Annotated in this window: 20 protein-coding genes; 10 read left to right on the forward strand and 10 right to left on the reverse strand. The window is 39.2% G+C overall.

Going from position 1 to position 17305, the window contains the following annotated elements; all coding sequences use genetic code 11:
* Window positions 1-85 precede the first annotated feature (85 nt).
* The 4 genes from ACE1AT_RS04340 (at window position 86) to ACE1AT_RS04355 (ending at window position 2535) form a co-directional block, all read left to right on the forward strand.
* Entirely contained in the window at window positions 86-949 is an 864-nt protein-coding gene (locus ACE1AT_RS04340) for an urease accessory protein UreD (RefSeq protein ID WP_374866074.1), read from the forward strand.
* 137 nt (window positions 950-1086) lie between these two features.
* Window positions 1087-1389 carry an urease subunit gamma gene (ureA, locus tag ACE1AT_RS04345; protein ID WP_374866075.1) on the forward strand — a complete coding sequence of 101 codons (303 nt, stop codon included), beginning with the start codon at window positions 1087-1089 and terminating at the stop codon, window positions 1387-1389.
* A 123-nt stretch (window positions 1390-1512) separates the two neighbouring features.
* Window positions 1513-2175 (forward strand): Uma2 family endonuclease, encoded by a 663-nt coding sequence (locus ACE1AT_RS04350; protein ID WP_374866129.1) that lies wholly within the window; start codon window positions 1513-1515, stop codon window positions 2173-2175.
* Window positions 2176-2223: 48 nt separating this feature from the next.
* A complete protein-coding gene (locus ACE1AT_RS04355) occupies window positions 2224-2535 on the forward strand; it encodes an urease subunit beta (protein ID WP_374866076.1) in 312 nt (103 codons plus the stop codon).
* 44 nt (window positions 2536-2579) lie between these two features.
* Here ACE1AT_RS04355 and ACE1AT_RS04360 read toward each other — a convergent pair whose 3' ends face one another.
* Complete coding sequence (locus ACE1AT_RS04360; RefSeq protein WP_374866077.1) at window positions 2580-3329, reverse strand: hypothetical protein; 750 nt, start codon at window positions 3327-3329, stop codon at window positions 2580-2582.
* Window positions 3326-4462 carry an AAA family ATPase gene (locus ACE1AT_RS04365; RefSeq protein ID WP_374866078.1) on the reverse strand — a complete coding sequence of 379 codons (1137 nt, stop codon included), beginning with the start codon at window positions 4460-4462 and terminating at the stop codon, window positions 3326-3328. The genes ACE1AT_RS04360 and ACE1AT_RS04365 overlap by 4 nt, the downstream gene beginning before the upstream one ends.
* 199 nt (window positions 4463-4661) lie before the next feature.
* On the opposite strand from ACE1AT_RS04365, the gene ureC reads away from it, so the two are divergent.
* The 3 genes from ureC to ACE1AT_RS04380 all read left to right on the forward strand — a co-directional run bounded on the left by ureC (window position 4662) and on the right by ACE1AT_RS04380 (window position 9217).
* Window positions 4662-6368 (forward strand): urease subunit alpha, encoded by a 1707-nt coding sequence (gene ureC, locus ACE1AT_RS04370; RefSeq protein ID WP_374866079.1) that lies wholly within the window; start codon window positions 4662-4664, stop codon window positions 6366-6368.
* A 430-nt stretch (window positions 6369-6798) separates the two neighbouring features.
* Complete coding sequence (locus ACE1AT_RS04375; RefSeq protein ID WP_374866080.1) at window positions 6799-7338, forward strand: GNAT family N-acetyltransferase; 540 nt, start codon at window positions 6799-6801, stop codon at window positions 7336-7338.
* Window positions 7339-7654: 316 nt separating this feature from the next.
* The gene (locus ACE1AT_RS04380; protein WP_374866081.1) at window positions 7655-9217 is read left to right on the forward strand and encodes an HNH endonuclease family protein; all 1563 of its coding nucleotides are present in this window, start codon (window positions 7655-7657) and stop codon (window positions 9215-9217) included.
* A 93-nt stretch (window positions 9218-9310) separates the two neighbouring features.
* Here the strand turns inward: ACE1AT_RS04380 and ACE1AT_RS04385 are convergent, their stop codons facing one another.
* Window positions 9311-10486, reverse strand: coding sequence for a histidine decarboxylase (locus tag ACE1AT_RS04385; RefSeq protein ID WP_374866082.1), 1176 nt, complete (start codon window positions 10484-10486; stop codon window positions 9311-9313).
* 518 nt (window positions 10487-11004) lie between these two features.
* Here ACE1AT_RS04385 and ACE1AT_RS04390 point away from each other — a divergent pair.
* Window positions 11005-11307: a hypothetical protein gene (locus ACE1AT_RS04390; protein ID WP_374866083.1), complete on the forward strand. Its 303-nt coding sequence runs from the start codon at window positions 11005-11007 to the stop codon at window positions 11305-11307.
* 187 nt (window positions 11308-11494) lie between these two features.
* Window positions 11495-11695 (forward strand): hypothetical protein, encoded by a 201-nt coding sequence (locus tag ACE1AT_RS04395; RefSeq protein WP_374866084.1) that lies wholly within the window; start codon window positions 11495-11497, stop codon window positions 11693-11695.
* 89 nt (window positions 11696-11784) lie between these two features.
* On the opposite strand, the gene ACE1AT_RS04400 is transcribed toward ACE1AT_RS04395, so the two are convergent.
* Window positions 11785-12207: a type II toxin-antitoxin system VapC family toxin gene (locus ACE1AT_RS04400; RefSeq protein WP_374866085.1), complete on the reverse strand. Its 423-nt coding sequence runs from the start codon at window positions 12205-12207 to the stop codon at window positions 11785-11787.
* A complete protein-coding gene (locus ACE1AT_RS04405; protein ID WP_374866086.1) occupies window positions 12204-12437 on the reverse strand; it encodes a type II toxin-antitoxin system Phd/YefM family antitoxin in 234 nt (77 codons plus the stop codon). The genes ACE1AT_RS04400 and ACE1AT_RS04405 overlap by 4 nt, the downstream gene beginning before the upstream one ends.
* A gap of 198 nt (window positions 12438-12635) precedes the next feature.
* Between ACE1AT_RS04405 and ACE1AT_RS04410 the strand changes: the two genes are divergently transcribed.
* Window positions 12636-12779, forward strand: a complete 144-nt coding sequence (locus ACE1AT_RS04410) for a hypothetical protein (RefSeq protein WP_374866087.1) — start codon at window positions 12636-12638, stop codon at window positions 12777-12779.
* On the opposite strand, the gene ACE1AT_RS04415 is transcribed toward ACE1AT_RS04410, so the two are convergent.
* From ACE1AT_RS04415 to uvrA, 5 genes are all read right to left on the reverse strand, one after another.
* Complete coding sequence (locus ACE1AT_RS04415; protein WP_374866130.1) at window positions 12776-13336, reverse strand: tetratricopeptide repeat protein; 561 nt, start codon at window positions 13334-13336, stop codon at window positions 12776-12778. The genes ACE1AT_RS04410 and ACE1AT_RS04415 overlap by 4 nt on opposite strands.
* Window positions 13294-13551, reverse strand: coding sequence for a PIN domain-containing protein (locus ACE1AT_RS04420; protein WP_374866088.1), 258 nt, complete (start codon window positions 13549-13551; stop codon window positions 13294-13296). The genes ACE1AT_RS04415 and ACE1AT_RS04420 overlap by 43 nt, the downstream gene beginning before the upstream one ends.
* Entirely contained in the window at window positions 13538-13801 is a 264-nt protein-coding gene (locus tag ACE1AT_RS04425; protein WP_374866089.1) for an AbrB/MazE/SpoVT family DNA-binding domain-containing protein, read from the reverse strand. The genes ACE1AT_RS04420 and ACE1AT_RS04425 overlap by 14 nt, the downstream gene beginning before the upstream one ends.
* Window positions 13802-14050: 249 nt before the next feature.
* The gene (locus ACE1AT_RS04430; protein WP_374866090.1) at window positions 14051-14287 is read right to left on the reverse strand and encodes a hypothetical protein; all 237 of its coding nucleotides are present in this window, start codon (window positions 14285-14287) and stop codon (window positions 14051-14053) included.
* 80 nt (window positions 14288-14367) lie between these two features.
* Window positions 14368-17256, reverse strand: a complete 2889-nt coding sequence (gene uvrA, locus ACE1AT_RS04435; RefSeq protein ID WP_374866091.1) for an excinuclease ABC subunit UvrA — start codon at window positions 17254-17256, stop codon at window positions 14368-14370.
* Window positions 17257-17305: the final 49 nt, after the last annotated feature.

A 17305-nucleotide genomic window follows, 5' to 3' on the forward strand; every position in this document is an offset into this window, starting at 1 on the left:
TTAGGCTAAGTACAGTTTGCTTTTACACAATAATCTACCTACTGTGATCACTAATTTCCGAATAGATTAAATAGCCATCACCAAAATGAATGAAAAACCTCATCAAACCACAACAGCAAGCAAGAATTTTTGGCATGGAAATCTACACCTAGTTTACGCTCATCGCCAAAACCAAACTCAACTGATTTTTAATCAAAATCAAGCACCACTAAAAGTGCAACGTCCTTTTTATCCAGAAGGACAAAAAGTCTGTCATAGTGTGATTTTACATACAGCTGGGGGTGTTGTTGGAGGCGATCGCTTATCTTATAACTTCCACCTCCAACCCCATTCTCAAGCATTAATTACTACCGCAACTGCTGGAAAAATTTACCGTAGTAACGGCATGACTGCCAAACAAGTGATTGAGATTAAAGTTGATGATGGTGCTTGTTTAGAGTGGTTGCCGCAAGAAACAATTGTTTTTGATGGTGCATTATATCGTCAGGATTTACGTATAAATTTAGCTACGAAAGCTAGTTATATTGGCTGGGAAATTACTAGATTTGGGCGCAGTGCGAGAGGAGAGAAATTTTTGCAAGGAGAGTGGCGATCGCACACCGAAATTTGGCAGCAAGACAAACCCCTGTGGATAGATCGGCAATGGCTACCAGGTAGCGAAGAAGTTTTTCATAGTCCCCACGGTTTGGCAGGACAACCAATTGTAGGTAGTCTAGTCTACATTGGGCAAGAAATATCACCAGAATTAGTACATCAAGCACGAAATCTGTGGGAACCCACTCTCACCCACTCTCAAATAGGTGTGACTCGATTAGAACATGGACTTTTGTGTAGATATCGTGGATCTTCAACTACTGAGGTGAGAAACTGGTTTATCGGTGTTTGGCAGTTATTACGCATGTCTTTTTTGAGTCGTGGTAGCTGTGTGTCAAGAGTTTGGCAGGTTTGAACCACAAAGACACACTAGACACGCTTAGGGAGTACTCTGTCAAGATCAGAAAGTTTGTAGTAAGGACTTGAGTCCTTATTTTTTAAGCACTAAAGTGCTTACTACAAACCATTAGAACACAAAGGAAGAGTGAGCAAATGCAACTGACGCCGCAGGAAAAAGACAAATTACTCATTTTTACTGCTGCTTTACTCGCAGAAAGACGTAAAGACAGAGGTTTAAAGTTAAATTATCCAGAGGCTATTGCTTATATTTCTGCTGCAATATTAGAAGGTGCGAGAGATGGTAGGACAGTTGCAGAGTTGATGAGTTACGGTACTACCTTGTTGACGCGAGATGAAGTCATGGAAGGAGTAGCAGAAATGATTCATGAGGTGCAAGTAGAAGCGACTTTTCCTGATGGGACAAAGTTAGTGACTGTGCATAATCCCATTCGTTAGCCTGAGTAATATGAAAGTAAATTTCTTATTGCAGACTGAGTTACCTTAAATGAACGGAGACAAATGAGCTTCTTTTGATGACTTTTCCGTAATGACTGAATGACTGTCAACCACCAAGGTATTATGTATAACTATAATCCGTTAGAATGCCTACCTTCATCGGCAGAATTGCCAGATTCAGATGATACGCCTGTGGATAATGAACTGCAAATATTAATTCCCAATTTATTATTAGCGATCTTAGCCGCGATTTGGCAAAGCAGAGATGACTGGTTTTTCGGCATTAACATGGGAATTTACTATACACCCAGTAAACCTGCCATAATTCCTGATGGTTTTTTGAGTTTAGGTGTAGAACGTTTTGTTGGTGAAAATGGACGTTCTAGTTATGTTTTGTGGGAAGAAGAGAGTATTCCACCAATTTTAGCTTTAGAAGTTGTTTCTCAAACTTATAGTGGCGAATATGAACAGAAAAAAATAGACTATGCCCAATTAGGCATTTTGTATTATGTCATTTATGCACCAACACGGCTACGTCGTAAGCGTCAACGTTTAGAAGTTTATCGTTTAGTTAATGGTGAATACATTTTACAACCAGGCGATAAAGTTTGGATGCCGGAAATTGGTTTAGGTATTGGACGGGAACAGGGTATTTATCAAGGACGAACAAGAGAATGGTTGTTTTGGTATGACGAAAATGGCAACAGATACCAAACCCCAGAAGAACAATTGCAAAATTTATTAGCTAGATTACAGCAGCAAGGAATTGACCCAAATAAACTTTAATTTTGTTGACAGTTGACGGTTAACAGTCATTTTATAAATACTAATATTATGATTCCTGGAGAAATAATTACATCACAAGGCGAAATAGAACTGAACGCGGGGCGTCCCACTATAAAATTACAAGTGGCAAATACAGGAGACAGACCAATCCAAGTAGGTTCCCACTTCCACTTTTTTGAAGTCAACGCCGCCTTAAACTTTGATCGCGAACAAGCACGAGGAATGCGCCTCGATATTCCCGCCGGAACAGCAGTGAGATTTGAACCAGGTGATGAAAAAGAAGTCACTTTAGTTCCTTTTGCTGGAACTCGCCAAGTCTACGGATTCAACGCCAAAATTAACGGAAATTTAGATAGTTAAAATCACTAAACCCTATTTTCATTAAACAAGGTAGAGAATAAATGCTACGTACCTGCGATGGAGTTAGCAACTACTGTTGTAGCTGCAATTAAATTTTGTGCAAAAGCAGCATATCCATTTGGACAACGATTTTTGAGAATTGCTAAATCAATCTCAAAAGCAAGTTTCCATCGAATTTGTAGAGGGCGTTGATTACCACTATTTTCAGACAGATAGGTTGATTGTGCGATCGCATTTTCCAAAATATCTTTTCCACCATCTAATTCTTCTAAATTTTCCAGATGTTCAAGCTCTACACCTAAAATCCTTGCAACAGTTTGAGTATCTGCCAACAACCACATCTCAAAATTTTTAATCGCTAAACCTCCTGCACTGCGATCGCAAATTTTTTGCTCGTTAATATCTAGATGGTTATCACGAATTTTATTTAAGGCACGTTCTAAGTCAATTTGCCTTTGGTGAAGCTTATCATCTGCATCAACCACAATCAAAATCATATCAACTTCTTCAGGTTTCCACGCGATAATTACCTGCGCTAAATATTTTGGATCTAAAATTGAGTGTCCTACACGTCGTTTAAAGACTCGACTCTCGCTGATGGATGGATGTCTTTGTACAAAATCACAATCAGGTAATCCCAAATTATTAATTTCTCGTCTAATTAAGGTGTGAAGCGCCCCTTCTTTATTTCTTTCAATAACTTTTCCACCATCTTCTGGTTTAATATAGGGAATACTTGCTCCGAGTTCTGCTTCTCCTTCAGCAATTAGCCCAATACGAATCGCCCGATTCATACTGGATTACCTCCAAAAACATTCGTAAACCAAAGTTCACCTAACGCTCCATCGTAGGCTTCTAGGGCTTTTTGGAAGCGTTCAGAATCTATGGGTAAAGCATGAATTTGAGTTTTACCTTCACTGTCTAATTCAACAGCACGTACTTGCCGAGGTTCGACATAATTTAGCAACACAGGAGAATGAGTTGTGATTAAAACTTGAACGGGTTTACCTGTAATTCCCTCTGTGGAAATGATTTGCAATAGTTCCATCATTTTATGTAATAACCAAGGATGAACTCCGTTTTCTATCTCTTCAAAACAAATAATGCTTGGGGTATTTTCTTGATACAATGCGGTGAGAAATGCCAAAATTCTAAGTGTACCATCTGATATATCAGAAGCAGGGATATGATGTTCCGAATATCTGTCAATTAATTCCAGTAAAAATGTTCTATCTTCTCTACGAATTAATGAAATTCTCTTGATATTAGGAACAAGTCGTGTCAAACGTTCCTCCAATTCATCAAAACTTTTACGGTTACTGAGCAAAATATCAGCTAGAGCATCAACAATTCCCTGTCCTGTTTTATCCATACCACCAGATGATGGAATATTATTGGATAGACTAATTGGGGCAAAATCATAAATACTAACTTTTCTGAGTGCATTGGCTAGAGGAGAATTTAAATAATTATGAGAAACTAAAAAACTTCTTAGTTCCTGTGTATAACGATTCCCTACACTAAAAGTATTTCCCGAAGTCTCTTGATTCTTCTGAGCGTTAATAGTGACTATTCGCTGAGGATAATCAACGTGAATTGATATATTGAAAATTAAGTCTTTATTTTCTACACTTGGGTTATTACCAACCTCAAAGAAAAAATAATCTTGTTTTCCCTGCCAGAATTTTGATGCAATTTTCTGCTTGTTTGCATTTCCAGAGATTAAAGATTCAGCAAATAAATTTATTACATCCTGAGAATTTATATTAGTTATTAGTCTTTGGATAAAATCAGATAATACGTATAAAGCTTCACAAATATTCGATTTTCCAGAAGCGTTAGGGCCAATAAATACAGTTAATGGTTCTAAATAAACTTCAGTATCAAAAAGGCTTTTATAGTGCTGAACTCGCAATTTATGTAACATTTTACCTCAGCTTCAAATTCATTTGTTTGCTTAATATAATTCTATAATTCCTGCATTTCTAACTTTAATTTTAATTTAGTGTAAAATTATTTACAGACATTTACCACTACTACAAAATTATAAACTTATACAAAAATTCTCTCTCCCCTTGCCAAAATGCTCAAGAATAATCAAAGCAAAACCACTCTAGAAGTATATTATGAGTTACAGAATGGATCGCCGCGCTTACGCGGAAACCTATGGTCCGACGGTGGGCGATCGCATCCGCCTAGCCGATACAGAACTATTTATCGAAGTTGAACAAGACTTCACCATCTACGGCGATGAAGTGAAATTCGGCGGTGGTAAAGTCATTCGCGATGGGATGGGACAGTCCCCCATCTCTAACGCCGATGGTGCTGTGGATATGGTAATCACCAATGCTTTGATTCTCGATTGGTGGGGTATCGTCAAAGCAGATATCGGTATTAAAGATGGCAAAATCTTCAAAATGGGTAAAGCCGGCAATCCCTATATTCAAGATGATATAGATATTATTATTGGCCCTGGTACAGAAGCTGTCGCTGGTGAGGGTATGATCCTCACCGCTGGTGGTGTTGATTCCCACATCCACTTTATTTGTCCCCAACAAATCGAAGTGGCGATCGCATCCGGAATTACCACAATGATCGGGGGTGGTACTGGCCCAGCTACAGGTACAAATGCTACTACCTGTACACCCGGCCCTTGGAATATTTACCGAATGCTGCAAGCCGCCGACGCCTTCCCCGTCAACCTGGGATTTTTGGGTAAAGGTAACACCAGTCAACCTCAAGGGCTTGTAGAACAAATTTCAGCTGGTGCAATCGGATTAAAACTCCACGAAGATTGGGGAACTACACCAGCAACGATTGATACTTGCCTCAGCGTTGCTGATGAGTACGATGTACAAGTAGCAATTCATACTGATACCCTTAACGAAGCAGGATTTGTAGAAGACACCATCGCCGCCTTTAAAAATCGTGTCATCCACACCTATCACACCGAAGGCGCAGGTGGGGGACACGCACCCGATATCATTAAAGTCTGCGGTGAGGCAAATGTTTTACCATCTTCCACCAACCCCACTCGTCCTTACACAGTTAACACCCTTGATGAACACCTAGATATGTTGATGGTTTGTCATCATCTTGATCCGGGAATTGCTGAAGATGTAGCATTTGCTGAGTCACGTATCCGTCGCGAAACCATCGCTGCGGAAGACATTTTGCACGACTTGGGTGCATTCAGCATGATCTCTTCTGACTCCCAAGCAATGGGAAGAGTCGGAGAAGTAATAATTCGCACTTGGCAAACTGCACATAAAATGAAACTGCAACGGGGAAGCCTTGGTAGAGATAGTTTAGCCGATAATTTACGGACTAGACGCTATGTTGCTAAGTATACTATTAACCCAGCGATTACCCATGGAATTTCTCAATATGTGGGTTCAGTAGAAGAAGGTAAATTCGCAGATTTGTGTTTGTGGCGTCCGGCTTTTTTCGGCGTGAAACCAGAAATCGTCATTAAAGGTGGAGCGATCGCATGGTCACAAATGGGAGATGCTAATGCTAGTATTCCCACACCCCAACCTGTACATATGCGTCCGATGTTTGGCAGTTTTGCAGGTGCGCGTCACGCGACATCCTTAACTTTCGTTTCGCAAACAGCATTAGAAAACGAGATTCCTAGTCAGTTGAAGTTGCAAAAGCAAGCAGTTGCAGTTTCAGGAACACGCCAGTTAAGTAAGCAGGATATGAAGTTGAATGATGCACTACCGCAAATTGAAGTCGATGCAGAAACCTATGAAGTTAGGGCTGATGGGGAGTTGCTGACCTGTGAACCTGCAACAGTTTTACCAATGGCGCAACGCTATTTTTTGTTCTAGAGTGTGAACCAATCGAGATAATTCAATGCTAAGGCTCATGAGCGATTTGATATCATAAGGTATGTCAACACAGGAACTAACAGTCCAAGTAATCCTATGCCAAGGCTTACAAGAAAAATAACAGGTTATAAACATAAAGCCAACTCAGATCAGGATAGGTTTGACCGGATTCTTACTGTTAAACCTACCTCTTCGGTAGATAAGTTTGTTCGTGTTCGTGTTGTATGGAAGTTGCCAAATTTTAAGGTAGCTAATTCGCCAATAGAGGTACATCAATTCTCAGACAACAAATTATTGTTATCTAAGCGTGACAGCAAGTATTTCATTTCAGTCATGAAAAATCCTCCGGAACCTTCTGAGGGTTTGCTTTCATTATTTGATTAGACTTATACTTCAGTACGGCAATATATGTACTGGAGTATACATTCTCGTGGATTTGGATATCTGCTCCCTAGATTCTCTCGATATTAGTCGTAGTAGTCTCAAGAAAATTTCATTTGATTGTGGTAATTCCGATTTAAACGACTACCTAAAAAAATACGCATTGATCAACGACAGAAATGGGGTAGCAAAGATATTTGTAGCTGTTTCCAAAGAAAGCCAAGTTATAGTTGGCTACTACACTTCCAGCGCCAGTACAATTTCAACGCAGGCTATACCTGACGAGCTAAGAGGAAACTTTCCAAAGGAAACTCCGGCTTTACTGATTGGTAGGATAGCAGTAGAGCAATCAATGCAAGGAAGAGGGATTGGAAAGAGACTTTTAAGACATGCTTTTGAATATGCAATTGAGATTTCTCAAAAAACAGGAGTATATGCAATTAGAATTGACGCAAAAAATGAACAAATAAAAGAATATTATAAAAAAGAATTAGGCTTCTTAGAATTCCAGGATAGGCCTCTGTCACTCTTTCTTCCTCTGGTAACAATCAAACAAGCACTGGAACGCAAGCAAGAACAAAGAAGCTAACAATAGCCATTTAGATCATGATCTCTTCAGCAGTATAATTTAAAACCTTGATATAGTAAGGGTTTTGGAATTTCCAGAAAAATCTGTTTCTTTCATTTTTTTGCTAGCGGCGATTTTAGAAGCTAGTTGAAGTCTTATATCAAGCAATTATCAGTTATAATCATTCATTAGTGGGCTTCTGTTTTCTAATTGACTAGAGTATTCATGCATTCAAGAAGCTAAAAGCGTGAGATTATTTTTGCTCTACCTACAAGTATCTCGCGTTCCTAACACCAAATTTATATTTTAATTTCAAAAGTTCAGCAAAGTAGGGATCATGCCAAAAGATAGTCCAAAAGTTAGTCTAGATGCACTAATACCTAGAGAAGCATTTGAAGTTCAAGGACAACAAAGTCAAAACATAGGAAGAAATGTTCCTATGATCTCGGTTCGTGATTTAGAACAAAGCTCTTTTTTCTATCCATTTTTACGCAAACCTGACTTTCAAAGAGAAACGAATGAGTGGGATGTTGGGAAAATATGCGAGTTTATAGAAAGTTTTTTAGATGGGGATTTGATACCAGCAGTTATTCTTTGGAGAAGTTCTAGTAGTTATTATTTTGTCATCGATGGCTCACATCGCCTTAGTTCTCTAATAGCCTGGATAAATGATGACTATGGTGACGGCAAATTTTCTAAAGAATTTTATGATGGAGACATCACAGAAGAACTGAAAAATGCTGCTCAAGAGACAAGAAAACTAATTAAATCAAAAATCGGTTCTTACAAAGATTATCAATCATTAACACAGAAGCAAGGACAGATAGATCCAAAAATGCTTGAGAGAGCAAGAAATTTGGGTGCTTTAGGTGTCCAACTTCAGTGGCTTGAAGGCGATGCAGCCAAGGCAGAAGCCTCTTTTTTCAAGATAAACCAAAAAGCTACACCAATAGGTGAAACCGAGATACGTTTGTTAGAAGCTCGGAAAACGCCTAATGGTATTGCAGCTCGTGCAATCATGAGAAGTGGTAGCGGTCATAAATATTGGTCAAATTTCTCCCAAGACAAGCAGGATGAAGTCGAAAAAATAGCTCAAGAAATACATCAACTTATTTTTGAACCAAAATTAAAAAATCCTATCAAAACTCTAGACGTTCCAATAGTAGGAAATTTATCATCTTCAGAAAAACTTGAACTTATTTTAGAGTTTGTAAATCTCGTTAATGGTATAGAAGAAGATAAAGAATTGGGAGAAGATTTTATAGGAGAAAAAACGATACAATTGCTGAAAAATTGTCTCAAGTTAGCACGGAGAATAAACTCCAATGATCCTTCTTCTCTTGGTCTTCATCCAATAGTATATTTCTATACTAGCTTGGGTAAGTCTAAAATTGGCTCTTTTTACGGTGTAGTTAGCTTAATATTGCATTTAGACAGAACTAAATATTTTTCTAAATTCACACAAGTAAGGAAAGATTTTGAATGGGTTATTTGGCAGGATGATATGATTCCTGAAATTGTCAGGAAAAGTAAGGCTGTAGAAGCAAATCAAAAAGTCAAAGATTTTTACTTAGAAATAATTCACAAATTATTGAATGGTGTAGATAGGAAAAATGTCATTAAGGAAATAATAGCAGAGAAAAAATTCGGTACATTAAAAGCAAAAACTAAAGCTAATACAAGTGATTCCGAAGGTAAAAAGTTTTCCGGAGAGACAAAAACGGCAGCTTTTATCAGAGATGCTTTACCCAAAGTTCCACGATGCAAAATATGTGGTGGTTATCTCCACAGTCACTCTATTTCGATAGATCACATCCAAAGAAGAGCAGATGGCGGTAGTGCTAATTTAGACAATGCACAGTTGACTCACCCATACTGCAATACAACATTCAAAAATTAAAATTGCTAACTGCATCGGTTCTGTAGTCCAATCAAGAAGGATATTGCACAAAGATTTTGTAAATCACGTTAACTCAGGTTGGGATTTAAATACTTAGACACAATTAATCACACACATTGTTTTCCTGTTACCTGTTAAGAATTTTTCGTTCTCTATCTCCTTGTTAACTAATAAATTTTGTATAAACAGGTCAATCTTTTGGGTAGAAATGTGCTGCATAACGACGACGTGGGCAAAATTTTCCTCTGTGGCTAATTGCCATTTGCGGCACAGTTCGATTTCAGGCTTGTCAAAAACCACTGTGATTGAAAAATCATTAAGTAAAGGATGGTAATTTTTTTCTTGGAGGCGATCGCGCAGATACCGTGCATTTTCCAAACAGCTAGCAACTTCTTTTCGGAAGTGCTGACTTCTGGTTTGGATAGCATACCACAAAAGTAAAGCAGCGATGCCGCTACGTGAACCCAAAATAGTTGTATCTTGACTACCAATATATTCAACACTTGTCTCAATTTTGTTGACATAAGGTTGACGGGTGAGAACAATTCCATAAGTGATCGGAGAACCAATAAACTTATGGCCGCTGACAGAGATACTTCCAATCGGATAGTCCCGAAAACTAATTTTTGGCGCCCCCCTGATAAAAGGAATTAACATTCCCCCCAGTGCGCCATCACAGTGGATGTAATAGCGAACTCCTACCTTTTCTACTATCTCAATAATTCGCTCGATATTATCTACTGCTCCTTTCATGGTAGTGCCTAAATTGATATTGATGATGGCACTTTGATGTTTTCGCTGTGATAGCTCATATTCTAAATGTTCATAGTTAATTTCCCCATTAAACTGTGAACAAATCACAACATGAGGTATTTTTAATAAACGTGCTGCCTTGGCAACTGAATAGTGAGTATCATTAGAAGAATAAAGAATTGCATCAGGGTTGAGTTCTCTACCCAAGAATATACCGTAGAGATTGCCTTCTGTACCACCACTGGTGAGATATCCCCAGTATTCTTCTAACTCATAAAGTTGGGCAAACCATTTAATAGATTGTCGTTCAAATTCTTTAGAATGAAGAGCAAAGTTGCCCTCGACAAATGGATCACCTACATTATTAAGATAATATTGAAAGAATGGCAGCAATAGAGCGTAATCAAAGTCGAGATTAGCAGGATAGCCTATAGAAAGTTTTGTGCTTTTGGCTAGATGCTGCTGTAATCGTTTCAAAATTACTGAAGTATTTTTATCAACTAATCGGGGAAACATAAGTTTATTTTTCTACTTAACCTTGCGAATTTTCTTATGGTTTCTCTGTTATGGACTGATAAAGAGTATCAGAGAACAGAAAAACGAAAAAGCTGGATTTAGGCTGAAATACTTACTGCACGATCTTTTTACTCGTGCTTTTTCGCCTTAATCACATGATTTTTGGGATAAAAATATGAATGACAATGAATTTGTCAGTTATCTTCTGTCTAGGTTGTAGCAAAGCTTCTCTGTTTTGCAACTATGTAATAATTACCTAAACATAAATGAACTTTATTGAGCGAGAGAAGTTTGAATAGTATCAAATATTCATTTAGCAAGCTTGTCAGCTAAACTCATCTCTACACTAATTACATCATTTGTTTATGTCTTTTTGGTCACTAAGTTGCTACAGCCACTAACAATTTCATTCTAGCTCTTTGTCAATTGCTGCTGTGTGATTTAGTCAAAAAGTAATACCAATTCGCAATACTCGCGCCAAAAGCACGAGAAGCAAGCTACGCAATTAAGAAACTCAGATGCAGCTTGATTTTTCGGGTTTGGATATCTTGCTTGATTTTGGAGAATTGGTATCAGAACTTGAAGTTTCTCGTTTCAACCTTGGAGTTTTATGTTTCAAGCTCGGAGTTTCTTGTTTCAACCTTGGAGTTTCTCGTTTCAACCTTGGAGTTTCTCGTTTCAAGCTCGGAGTTTCTTGTTTCAAGCTCGAAGTTTCTTGTTTCAACGTCGAAGTTTCTTGTTTCAACCTTGGAGTTTTATGTTTCAAACCTGAATTGTCTCATTTTAATCTCGGAAGTTTTAAACATGATGCTCAATCATAGAGAACCTGAACAAATGATCGCACTCAATACAGATAATTCTTATGCATAACTATTAATTTTTAGCTTGCGTACTAAAAATTTTTAGTGTAATATAAAAAATATAGAGAAGGCGCTCCAGACTAACAACCTCAAGCGCCTCTCTATCCCAAAACAATCGTTCATCGTTTTGATATTTAAAATTGTAGCAATGACACAACCAATTTTTTGCCAAACACCTACTAGAGGCTTTGTAAATTTAGCTTACGCTCGTAAAGTTTGTTTTCGGAAGGTACACTATAACATGGCTTGGCAATTTGCCTGCGTCATCATTTGGAGTAATGGTGAAAAGGAAAGTTTTTTTGGCAAAGACGCTAAAGTTATAGTCCAAACATTAGAAAAAATGAAATAAAAGTAAGGTTGCGGGGGGAATTCCCCTGCGATCGCTTTTTTTATTCGATGAGAGTGCGATGATAGCCAAGCTTAGATCAGAACAAGAAATCACCGTAATAATTGAAACTCAACTCCCAAAACTCCAGCACTCGCAGCCAAAGCTTCATCAGCTGTTACCAACCGAATGTTATTTTGTGATGCAATAGCTAAATGCAAAGCATCAAGTGTACGCAATGGTGTTTCAAACCGACTAATCCACTCACGCGCTAAGTTATAGTGAATACGCTCTACCGCAATACAAGTATAAAAATTACTATCTAAGTCTGCTTGAAACCTCTGTACTATAGCTATTGCGTCCTCTTGGGATATTTCTCGCATTCTCACCCGACGCGACAGCGCAGAAAAAAGTTCAACTTCAACTAACTGACTTAAACCAAGCTCTGATTCTACCAGTACGAGTTCTTCAACTATATCGCTCAATGCTTCCGCCCAGTATAAAGCAGCAAGAACACTTGTATCCAGATAAATCAATGGCGTTCCTCTTGACGTGCATTAACTACAGTTGCACTCAAAGATTCTCCTGTGACTGTAAGTGCATCTCGAAATTGTTTCATACTTGCTAAACGCTGTTCCTTTTGTTGTGGAGGAACCAAACGAGCTACAACTTTGTTTTGCTCCAGCAAAATTACTTCTTCTCCCTTAGCTACTTGCTCTAAGAGAGTTTTTAAGTTAACGGCTGCTTCTTCAACACTTATTTTCAACACTATGCTTCTCGAAAATCAAGATTTAGTAGGATTATAGCCATTTGTTCAAGCGGATTGGAGATTGAGATTCAAAACTTGAAGTTTCATGTTTTTGTTGGTAGTGAGGACTTTAGTCCTCAAAATAAGGACTAAAGTCCTTACTACGAACTTAAAATAGTTTTAATACCTAGTGCGATCGCTTTTTGATGGGTGGGAATGCGATCGCACAATTATAGAGAATTTGAACAAGCGATCGCACCCAGATCCCCGACTTTTGATAAAAGTCGGGGATCTTGTTTGGAGTTTCAAGTTCTCAACTTGAAGTTTCTCGTTTCAAATGCGATCGCACTACCTCTTTAATTTTTCTGAGCTAAAAACTCTTGCATCTCAGATGTGGCTAGTAACTTTTTCGTATCAGCAAGCAGGCGATCGCCCCATAAGTTTTTCTTGAGAAAAGCTAAATCAGCGTATTGTTTATCAATAGCAAGTGCCTGTTTTGCTTGAGTAATTGCTTGTTGTTTTTCACCTTTGGTATGTAGTGCAACTGCTAATGCTAATAAAGGTTCTACAGCTTTGTTATCAATACTTACTGCTTCTTGCCATTGCTTGATTGCTGCTTCCACATCACCCTGTTCGTATTTGATTAAACCTATGTTGTTAATGGCAGCCCATAATTTAGGATTAATTTTGATGGCAGTGTTGAAATCAGCTATAGCCCCTTGCTTGTCTCCCAATTCACTGCGGACTATACCCCGGTTGTAGTAGGCTTGGGCTAAGTTGGGATTAATTTTGAGAGCAGAGTTGTAATCAGCGATCGCCCCTTGCTTGTCTCCTAATCCGTAGCGGACATTACCCCGGTTGTAGTAGGCTTGGGCTAAGTTGGGATTAATTTTGATGGCAGAGGTGAAATCAGCGATCGCCCCTTGCTTGTCTCAAAAAGCTTACGCAACGCTGTACATATTTCTTCTGTTTTAAACTTATAGGCAAACCTTAGTACCCATTCAGTTTCAAGAATCACCGTATCTGGTATAAAAACATCATGATTCTGAAAAATTTCTAAACTCTGTTGGTACTGTAATTTATCATCTTGGGTCAACAGCCTGACAATAATATTAGTATCAACTGCGACCATGCCATGATTCCTCTACACCTTGGCGGATAGCATTATCCATATCTTCAATCGTTTTTGCTGTACCTTGATATTTCAAACATCCTGCAACGTCATCCAAAGTAGTTGCAGGAAAAGATTTCTTTGGCTTGAGAAGAATTCCATCACCCATCTCAATGATGATTAGTTCCTGACCAACTTCCCAACCATAAGCCTTTCGTAATATTTCAGGAATAATCACTTGTCCTTCATCAGATATTTTTGTCATGTCCATGAGGTGACAAAGCAGAAAAATAAAGACTTTGTAGGAATTATAGCCGTTTGTTCAAGGGGATTGGGAATTGGGATTCAAAACTTGAAGTTTTATGTTTCAAATATGATGGGTCAATTATAGAGCAATACGGTTCATTTAAGGATTTTTAGCACAAGAAGTTTCTTAGAAGATGCGCCTTAGCAAAGCCATGCGCTATAGCGCTATTGGCGCGTCTCTATAAAGGATTGTGGTCTTATCTGAATTGTGGTATCAGCGATCGCTTACAAAAATCAAACAATGCACTTCTGAAAACAGGCGATCATTGTTTACCTTCCCTGTAGCAACTTTTGTCTTCCTTGCAGCAACTTCTGTGTTGACGTTTCCGTGTTTCGCGCAGTCTGTAGCAACTTCCGTCTCCCTTGCAGCAACTTCTGTGTTGACGTTTCCGTGTTTCGCGCAGTCTGTAGCAACTTTCGTCTTCCTTGCAGCTGTTTGAGCTAGTATCAAGACTTTAATTGTAGCCAGTGATTTAGTGAAGCAGGCGATCGCTTGACTTTCAAGACAGTTGCTACCTACTACCTACTTATCTAATTCGTCAAAGCTACTGGCGGATACTGCTGCAACACATGCTTCAAATACTGTCCAGTATATGACTTGGGATTCTCTGCTACTTCTTCTGGCGTACCCTGAGCTATGATTTCTCCACCTTGATCACCACCTTCTGGACCCAAATCGATCACCCAATCAGCACAACGAATCACATCTAAGTTGTGTTCAATCACCAAAATCGAATTACCTTTATCTACTAATCTTTGCAACACATCTAATAACTTATGGACATCGTAAAAAGATAAACCTGTGGTTGGTTCGTCGATTAAATAAAGAGTTTTTCCTGTAGCGCGACGTGATAATTCTGTTGCTAACTTCACTCGCTGTGCTTCTCCACCAGATAAAGTAGTCGCAGGTTGTCCGAGTTGAATGTAACCCAACCCAACATCTACTAAAGTTTGCAAGCGATTCACAGCTTTGGGAATATTTTGGAAAAACTCCAAAGCTTCTTCAACCGTCATCTTCAAAACATCAGCAATAGATTTGTCTTTGTATTTGACTTGCAAGGTTTCGCGGTTGTATCTTGCACCTTTGCAGACTTCGCACTGCACATACACATCCGGGAGAAAATTCATTTCAATGACATTCACACCTTGTCCACTACAAGCTTCACAACGTCCACCTTTAACATTGAAAGAAAATTGTCCCGGTTTGTAACCCCTGGCTTTTGCTTCAATGGTAGCTGAAAAGGTGTCGCGAATGACATCAAAAATACCTGTGTAAGTCGCCGGGTTAGAACGGGGTGTTCTACCGATGGGTGATTGATCAATGACGATCGCTTTATCAATTGCACTCAATCCCTTAATTCCATCGATTTCTTTCGGTAAAGGAACTTTACGAAAAAGGTGATGTTGCAATGCTGGATAAAGTAATTCATTAATTAAAGTAGATTTTCCAGAACCAGAAACACCCGTAACAGCAACAAGTTTACCCAGTGGAATCTCGACATCTATATTTCTCAGGTTGTTACGACGAGCATTTTTAATAACTAAACTTATCCCATTTCCTTCTCTTCGAGTTGCAGGAGTTTGAATCACTCGCCTTCCCGACAAATACGCACCCGTCAGCGAATTTTCTGCTGTTAATAAAACTTGTAAATCACCTTCAGCAATAATATTACCGCCGTGAATACCTGCACCCGGCCCAATATCAACTATATGATCAGCAGCCCGGATCGTGTCTTCGTCATGCTCAACGACAATTAACGTATTCCCCAAATCGCGCAACTTCGTTAAAGTCTGCAATAATCTACCATTATCGCGTTGATGCAAACCAATACTTGGTTCATCTAAAACGTATAATACACCCGTCAATCCAGAACCAATCTGAGTTGCCAAACGAATACGTTGCGCTTCTCCACCCGAAAGCGTCATCGCCGGACGATCTAAAGTTAAATAATCCAACCCCACATCCAACAAAAATTGCAATCTCGCCCGAATTTCTCGCAACACCAAATCAGCAATCTGCATTTGGCGATCGCTCAACTTTAATTGATCTACTCTCTGTTGACACTCACGAATTGACACCCCAGTCAAATCCAAAACTCGGTACTGTCCCAACCGCACCGCCAAAGCTTCCGGTTTCAAACGCTTTCCCTGACATACAGCACAGGGTTGATCAATTAGATATTGTTCTAATTTTTGCTTAACTAACTCCGTACCTCCCTCATATTGACGCTGCAATATGGGAATTACACCTCTAAAAATTTGTTTTTTGTGAGCCTGTGCGGTTTCTTCCCCATATAAAATTATCTGCTGTTGTTCTTCATTCAACTTTTGCCAGTGTGTCTGCAACTCGAACCCGTAAGCTTGACTCAAACCATACAACAACTCTAAATAATAAGAATTATCCTTTTCTGACCAAGGAGCGATCGCAGCATATACAGGCGCTTCCGGATCAGGTACTACCAACTCCGGCGCAAATGTTTTTAAAGTGCCAAGTCCGTGACAATTAGGACAAGCACCGTAGGGCGAGTTAAACGAGAACAAACGCGGCGATAACTCCTCCATCACCGCACCGTGTTCTGGACAAGCAAAGTTTTCGGAAAAAACTAGTTCTTCGTCATTTGTTTCTTGAGTGCTGTCAGAAGCCAGAGTAAAAAGAAGTACTGCTATACCTTCGGATAATTTTAAGCAAGTACTAAGGGAATCGACCAAACGCTCTTGAATACCGTCTTTTTTCACTAAGCGGTCGATGACAACTTCAATAGTATGTGTAAAATTTTTATCTAACTCAATCGCGTCTGAAAGTTCCCGCACTTCCCCATCGATACGCACACGGACAAAACCTTGGGAAGCGAGACTAGATAACAGCTTTTTATGAGTGCCTTTTTTACCCCGTACCACAGGTGCGAGAATTTGAAAGCGGGTGCGATCGCTCAAATCCATAATCCGATCCACCATCTCATCGATAGTTTGGGGAGCAATACAGCGATCGCAAATTGGACAATGGGGTTCTCCCGCCCGTCCAAATAATAACCGTAGATAGTCGTAAATCTCCGTCACCGTTCCCACTGTCGAACGGGGGTTATGAGAAGTCGATTTTTGATCAATGGAAATCGCCGGACTCAACCCTTCAATTGACTCCACATCCGGCTTATCCATCTGACCTAAAAATTGTCGCGCGTATGCACTCAGAGATTCTACATAGCGGCGCTGTCCTTCCGCAAAAATAGTATCGAATGCCAAAGAAGACTTACCAGAACCAGAGACACCCGTAAAAACAATCAGGCGATCGCGTGGTAATTCTAAATCAATATTTTTCAGGTTATGCTGCCTAGCACCGCGAATTCTAATTGTATTCAAGCTGTTGGGGTTGGGATGGGGAAGGTGTCCATTTAGGGACGCAGCAAACTGAGTTTCTGACATATCAACAGGCTAATAAATAGGGGCAGCATGAAACAGTCCTTAATAATAC

It is taken from the genome of Pelatocladus sp. BLCC-F211, assembly GCF_041928655.1.
Lineage (GTDB): Bacteria > Cyanobacteriota > Cyanobacteriia > Cyanobacteriales > Nostocaceae > Pelatocladus.

Excerpts from the sequence above, each read along its gene's own strand:
- ACE1AT_RS04340 (WP_374866074.1), top strand. The coding sequence starts at position 86 with ATGAATGAAAAACCTCATCAAACCACAACAGCAAGCAAGAATTTTTGG.
- ureA (WP_374866075.1), top strand. The coding sequence starts at position 1,087 with ATGCAACTGACGCCGCAGGAAAAAGACAAATTACTCATTTTTACTGCT.
- ACE1AT_RS04350 (WP_374866129.1), top strand. The coding sequence starts at position 1,513 with ATGTATAACTATAATCCGTTAGAATGCCTACCTTCATCGGCAGAATTG.
- ACE1AT_RS04355 (WP_374866076.1), top strand. The coding sequence starts at position 2,224 with ATGATTCCTGGAGAAATAATTACATCACAAGGCGAAATAGAACTGAAC.
- ACE1AT_RS04360 (WP_374866077.1), bottom strand. The coding sequence starts at position 3,329 with ATGAATCGGGCGATTCGTATTGGGCTAATTGCTGAAGGAGAAGCAGAA.
- ACE1AT_RS04365 (WP_374866078.1), bottom strand. The coding sequence starts at position 4,462 with ATGTTACATAAATTGCGAGTTCAGCACTATAAAAGCCTTTTTGATACT.
- ureC (WP_374866079.1), top strand. The coding sequence starts at position 4,662 with ATGAGTTACAGAATGGATCGCCGCGCTTACGCGGAAACCTATGGTCCG.
- ACE1AT_RS04380 (WP_374866081.1), top strand. The coding sequence starts at position 7,655 with ATGCCAAAAGATAGTCCAAAAGTTAGTCTAGATGCACTAATACCTAGA.
- ACE1AT_RS04385 (WP_374866082.1), bottom strand. The coding sequence starts at position 10,486 with ATGTTTCCCCGATTAGTTGATAAAAATACTTCAGTAATTTTGAAACGA.
- ACE1AT_RS04390 (WP_374866083.1), top strand. The coding sequence starts at position 11,005 with ATGCAGCTTGATTTTTCGGGTTTGGATATCTTGCTTGATTTTGGAGAA.
- ACE1AT_RS04395 (WP_374866084.1), top strand. The coding sequence starts at position 11,495 with ATGACACAACCAATTTTTTGCCAAACACCTACTAGAGGCTTTGTAAAT.
- ACE1AT_RS04410 (WP_374866087.1), top strand. The coding sequence starts at position 12,636 with ATGCGATCGCACAATTATAGAGAATTTGAACAAGCGATCGCACCCAGA.
- ACE1AT_RS04420 (WP_374866088.1), bottom strand. The coding sequence starts at position 13,551 with ATGGTCGCAGTTGATACTAATATTATTGTCAGGCTGTTGACCCAAGAT.
- ACE1AT_RS04425 (WP_374866089.1), bottom strand. The coding sequence starts at position 13,801 with ATGGACATGACAAAAATATCTGATGAAGGACAAGTGATTATTCCTGAA.
- uvrA (WP_374866091.1), bottom strand. The coding sequence starts at position 17,256 with ATGTCAGAAACTCAGTTTGCTGCGTCCCTAAATGGACACCTTCCCCAT.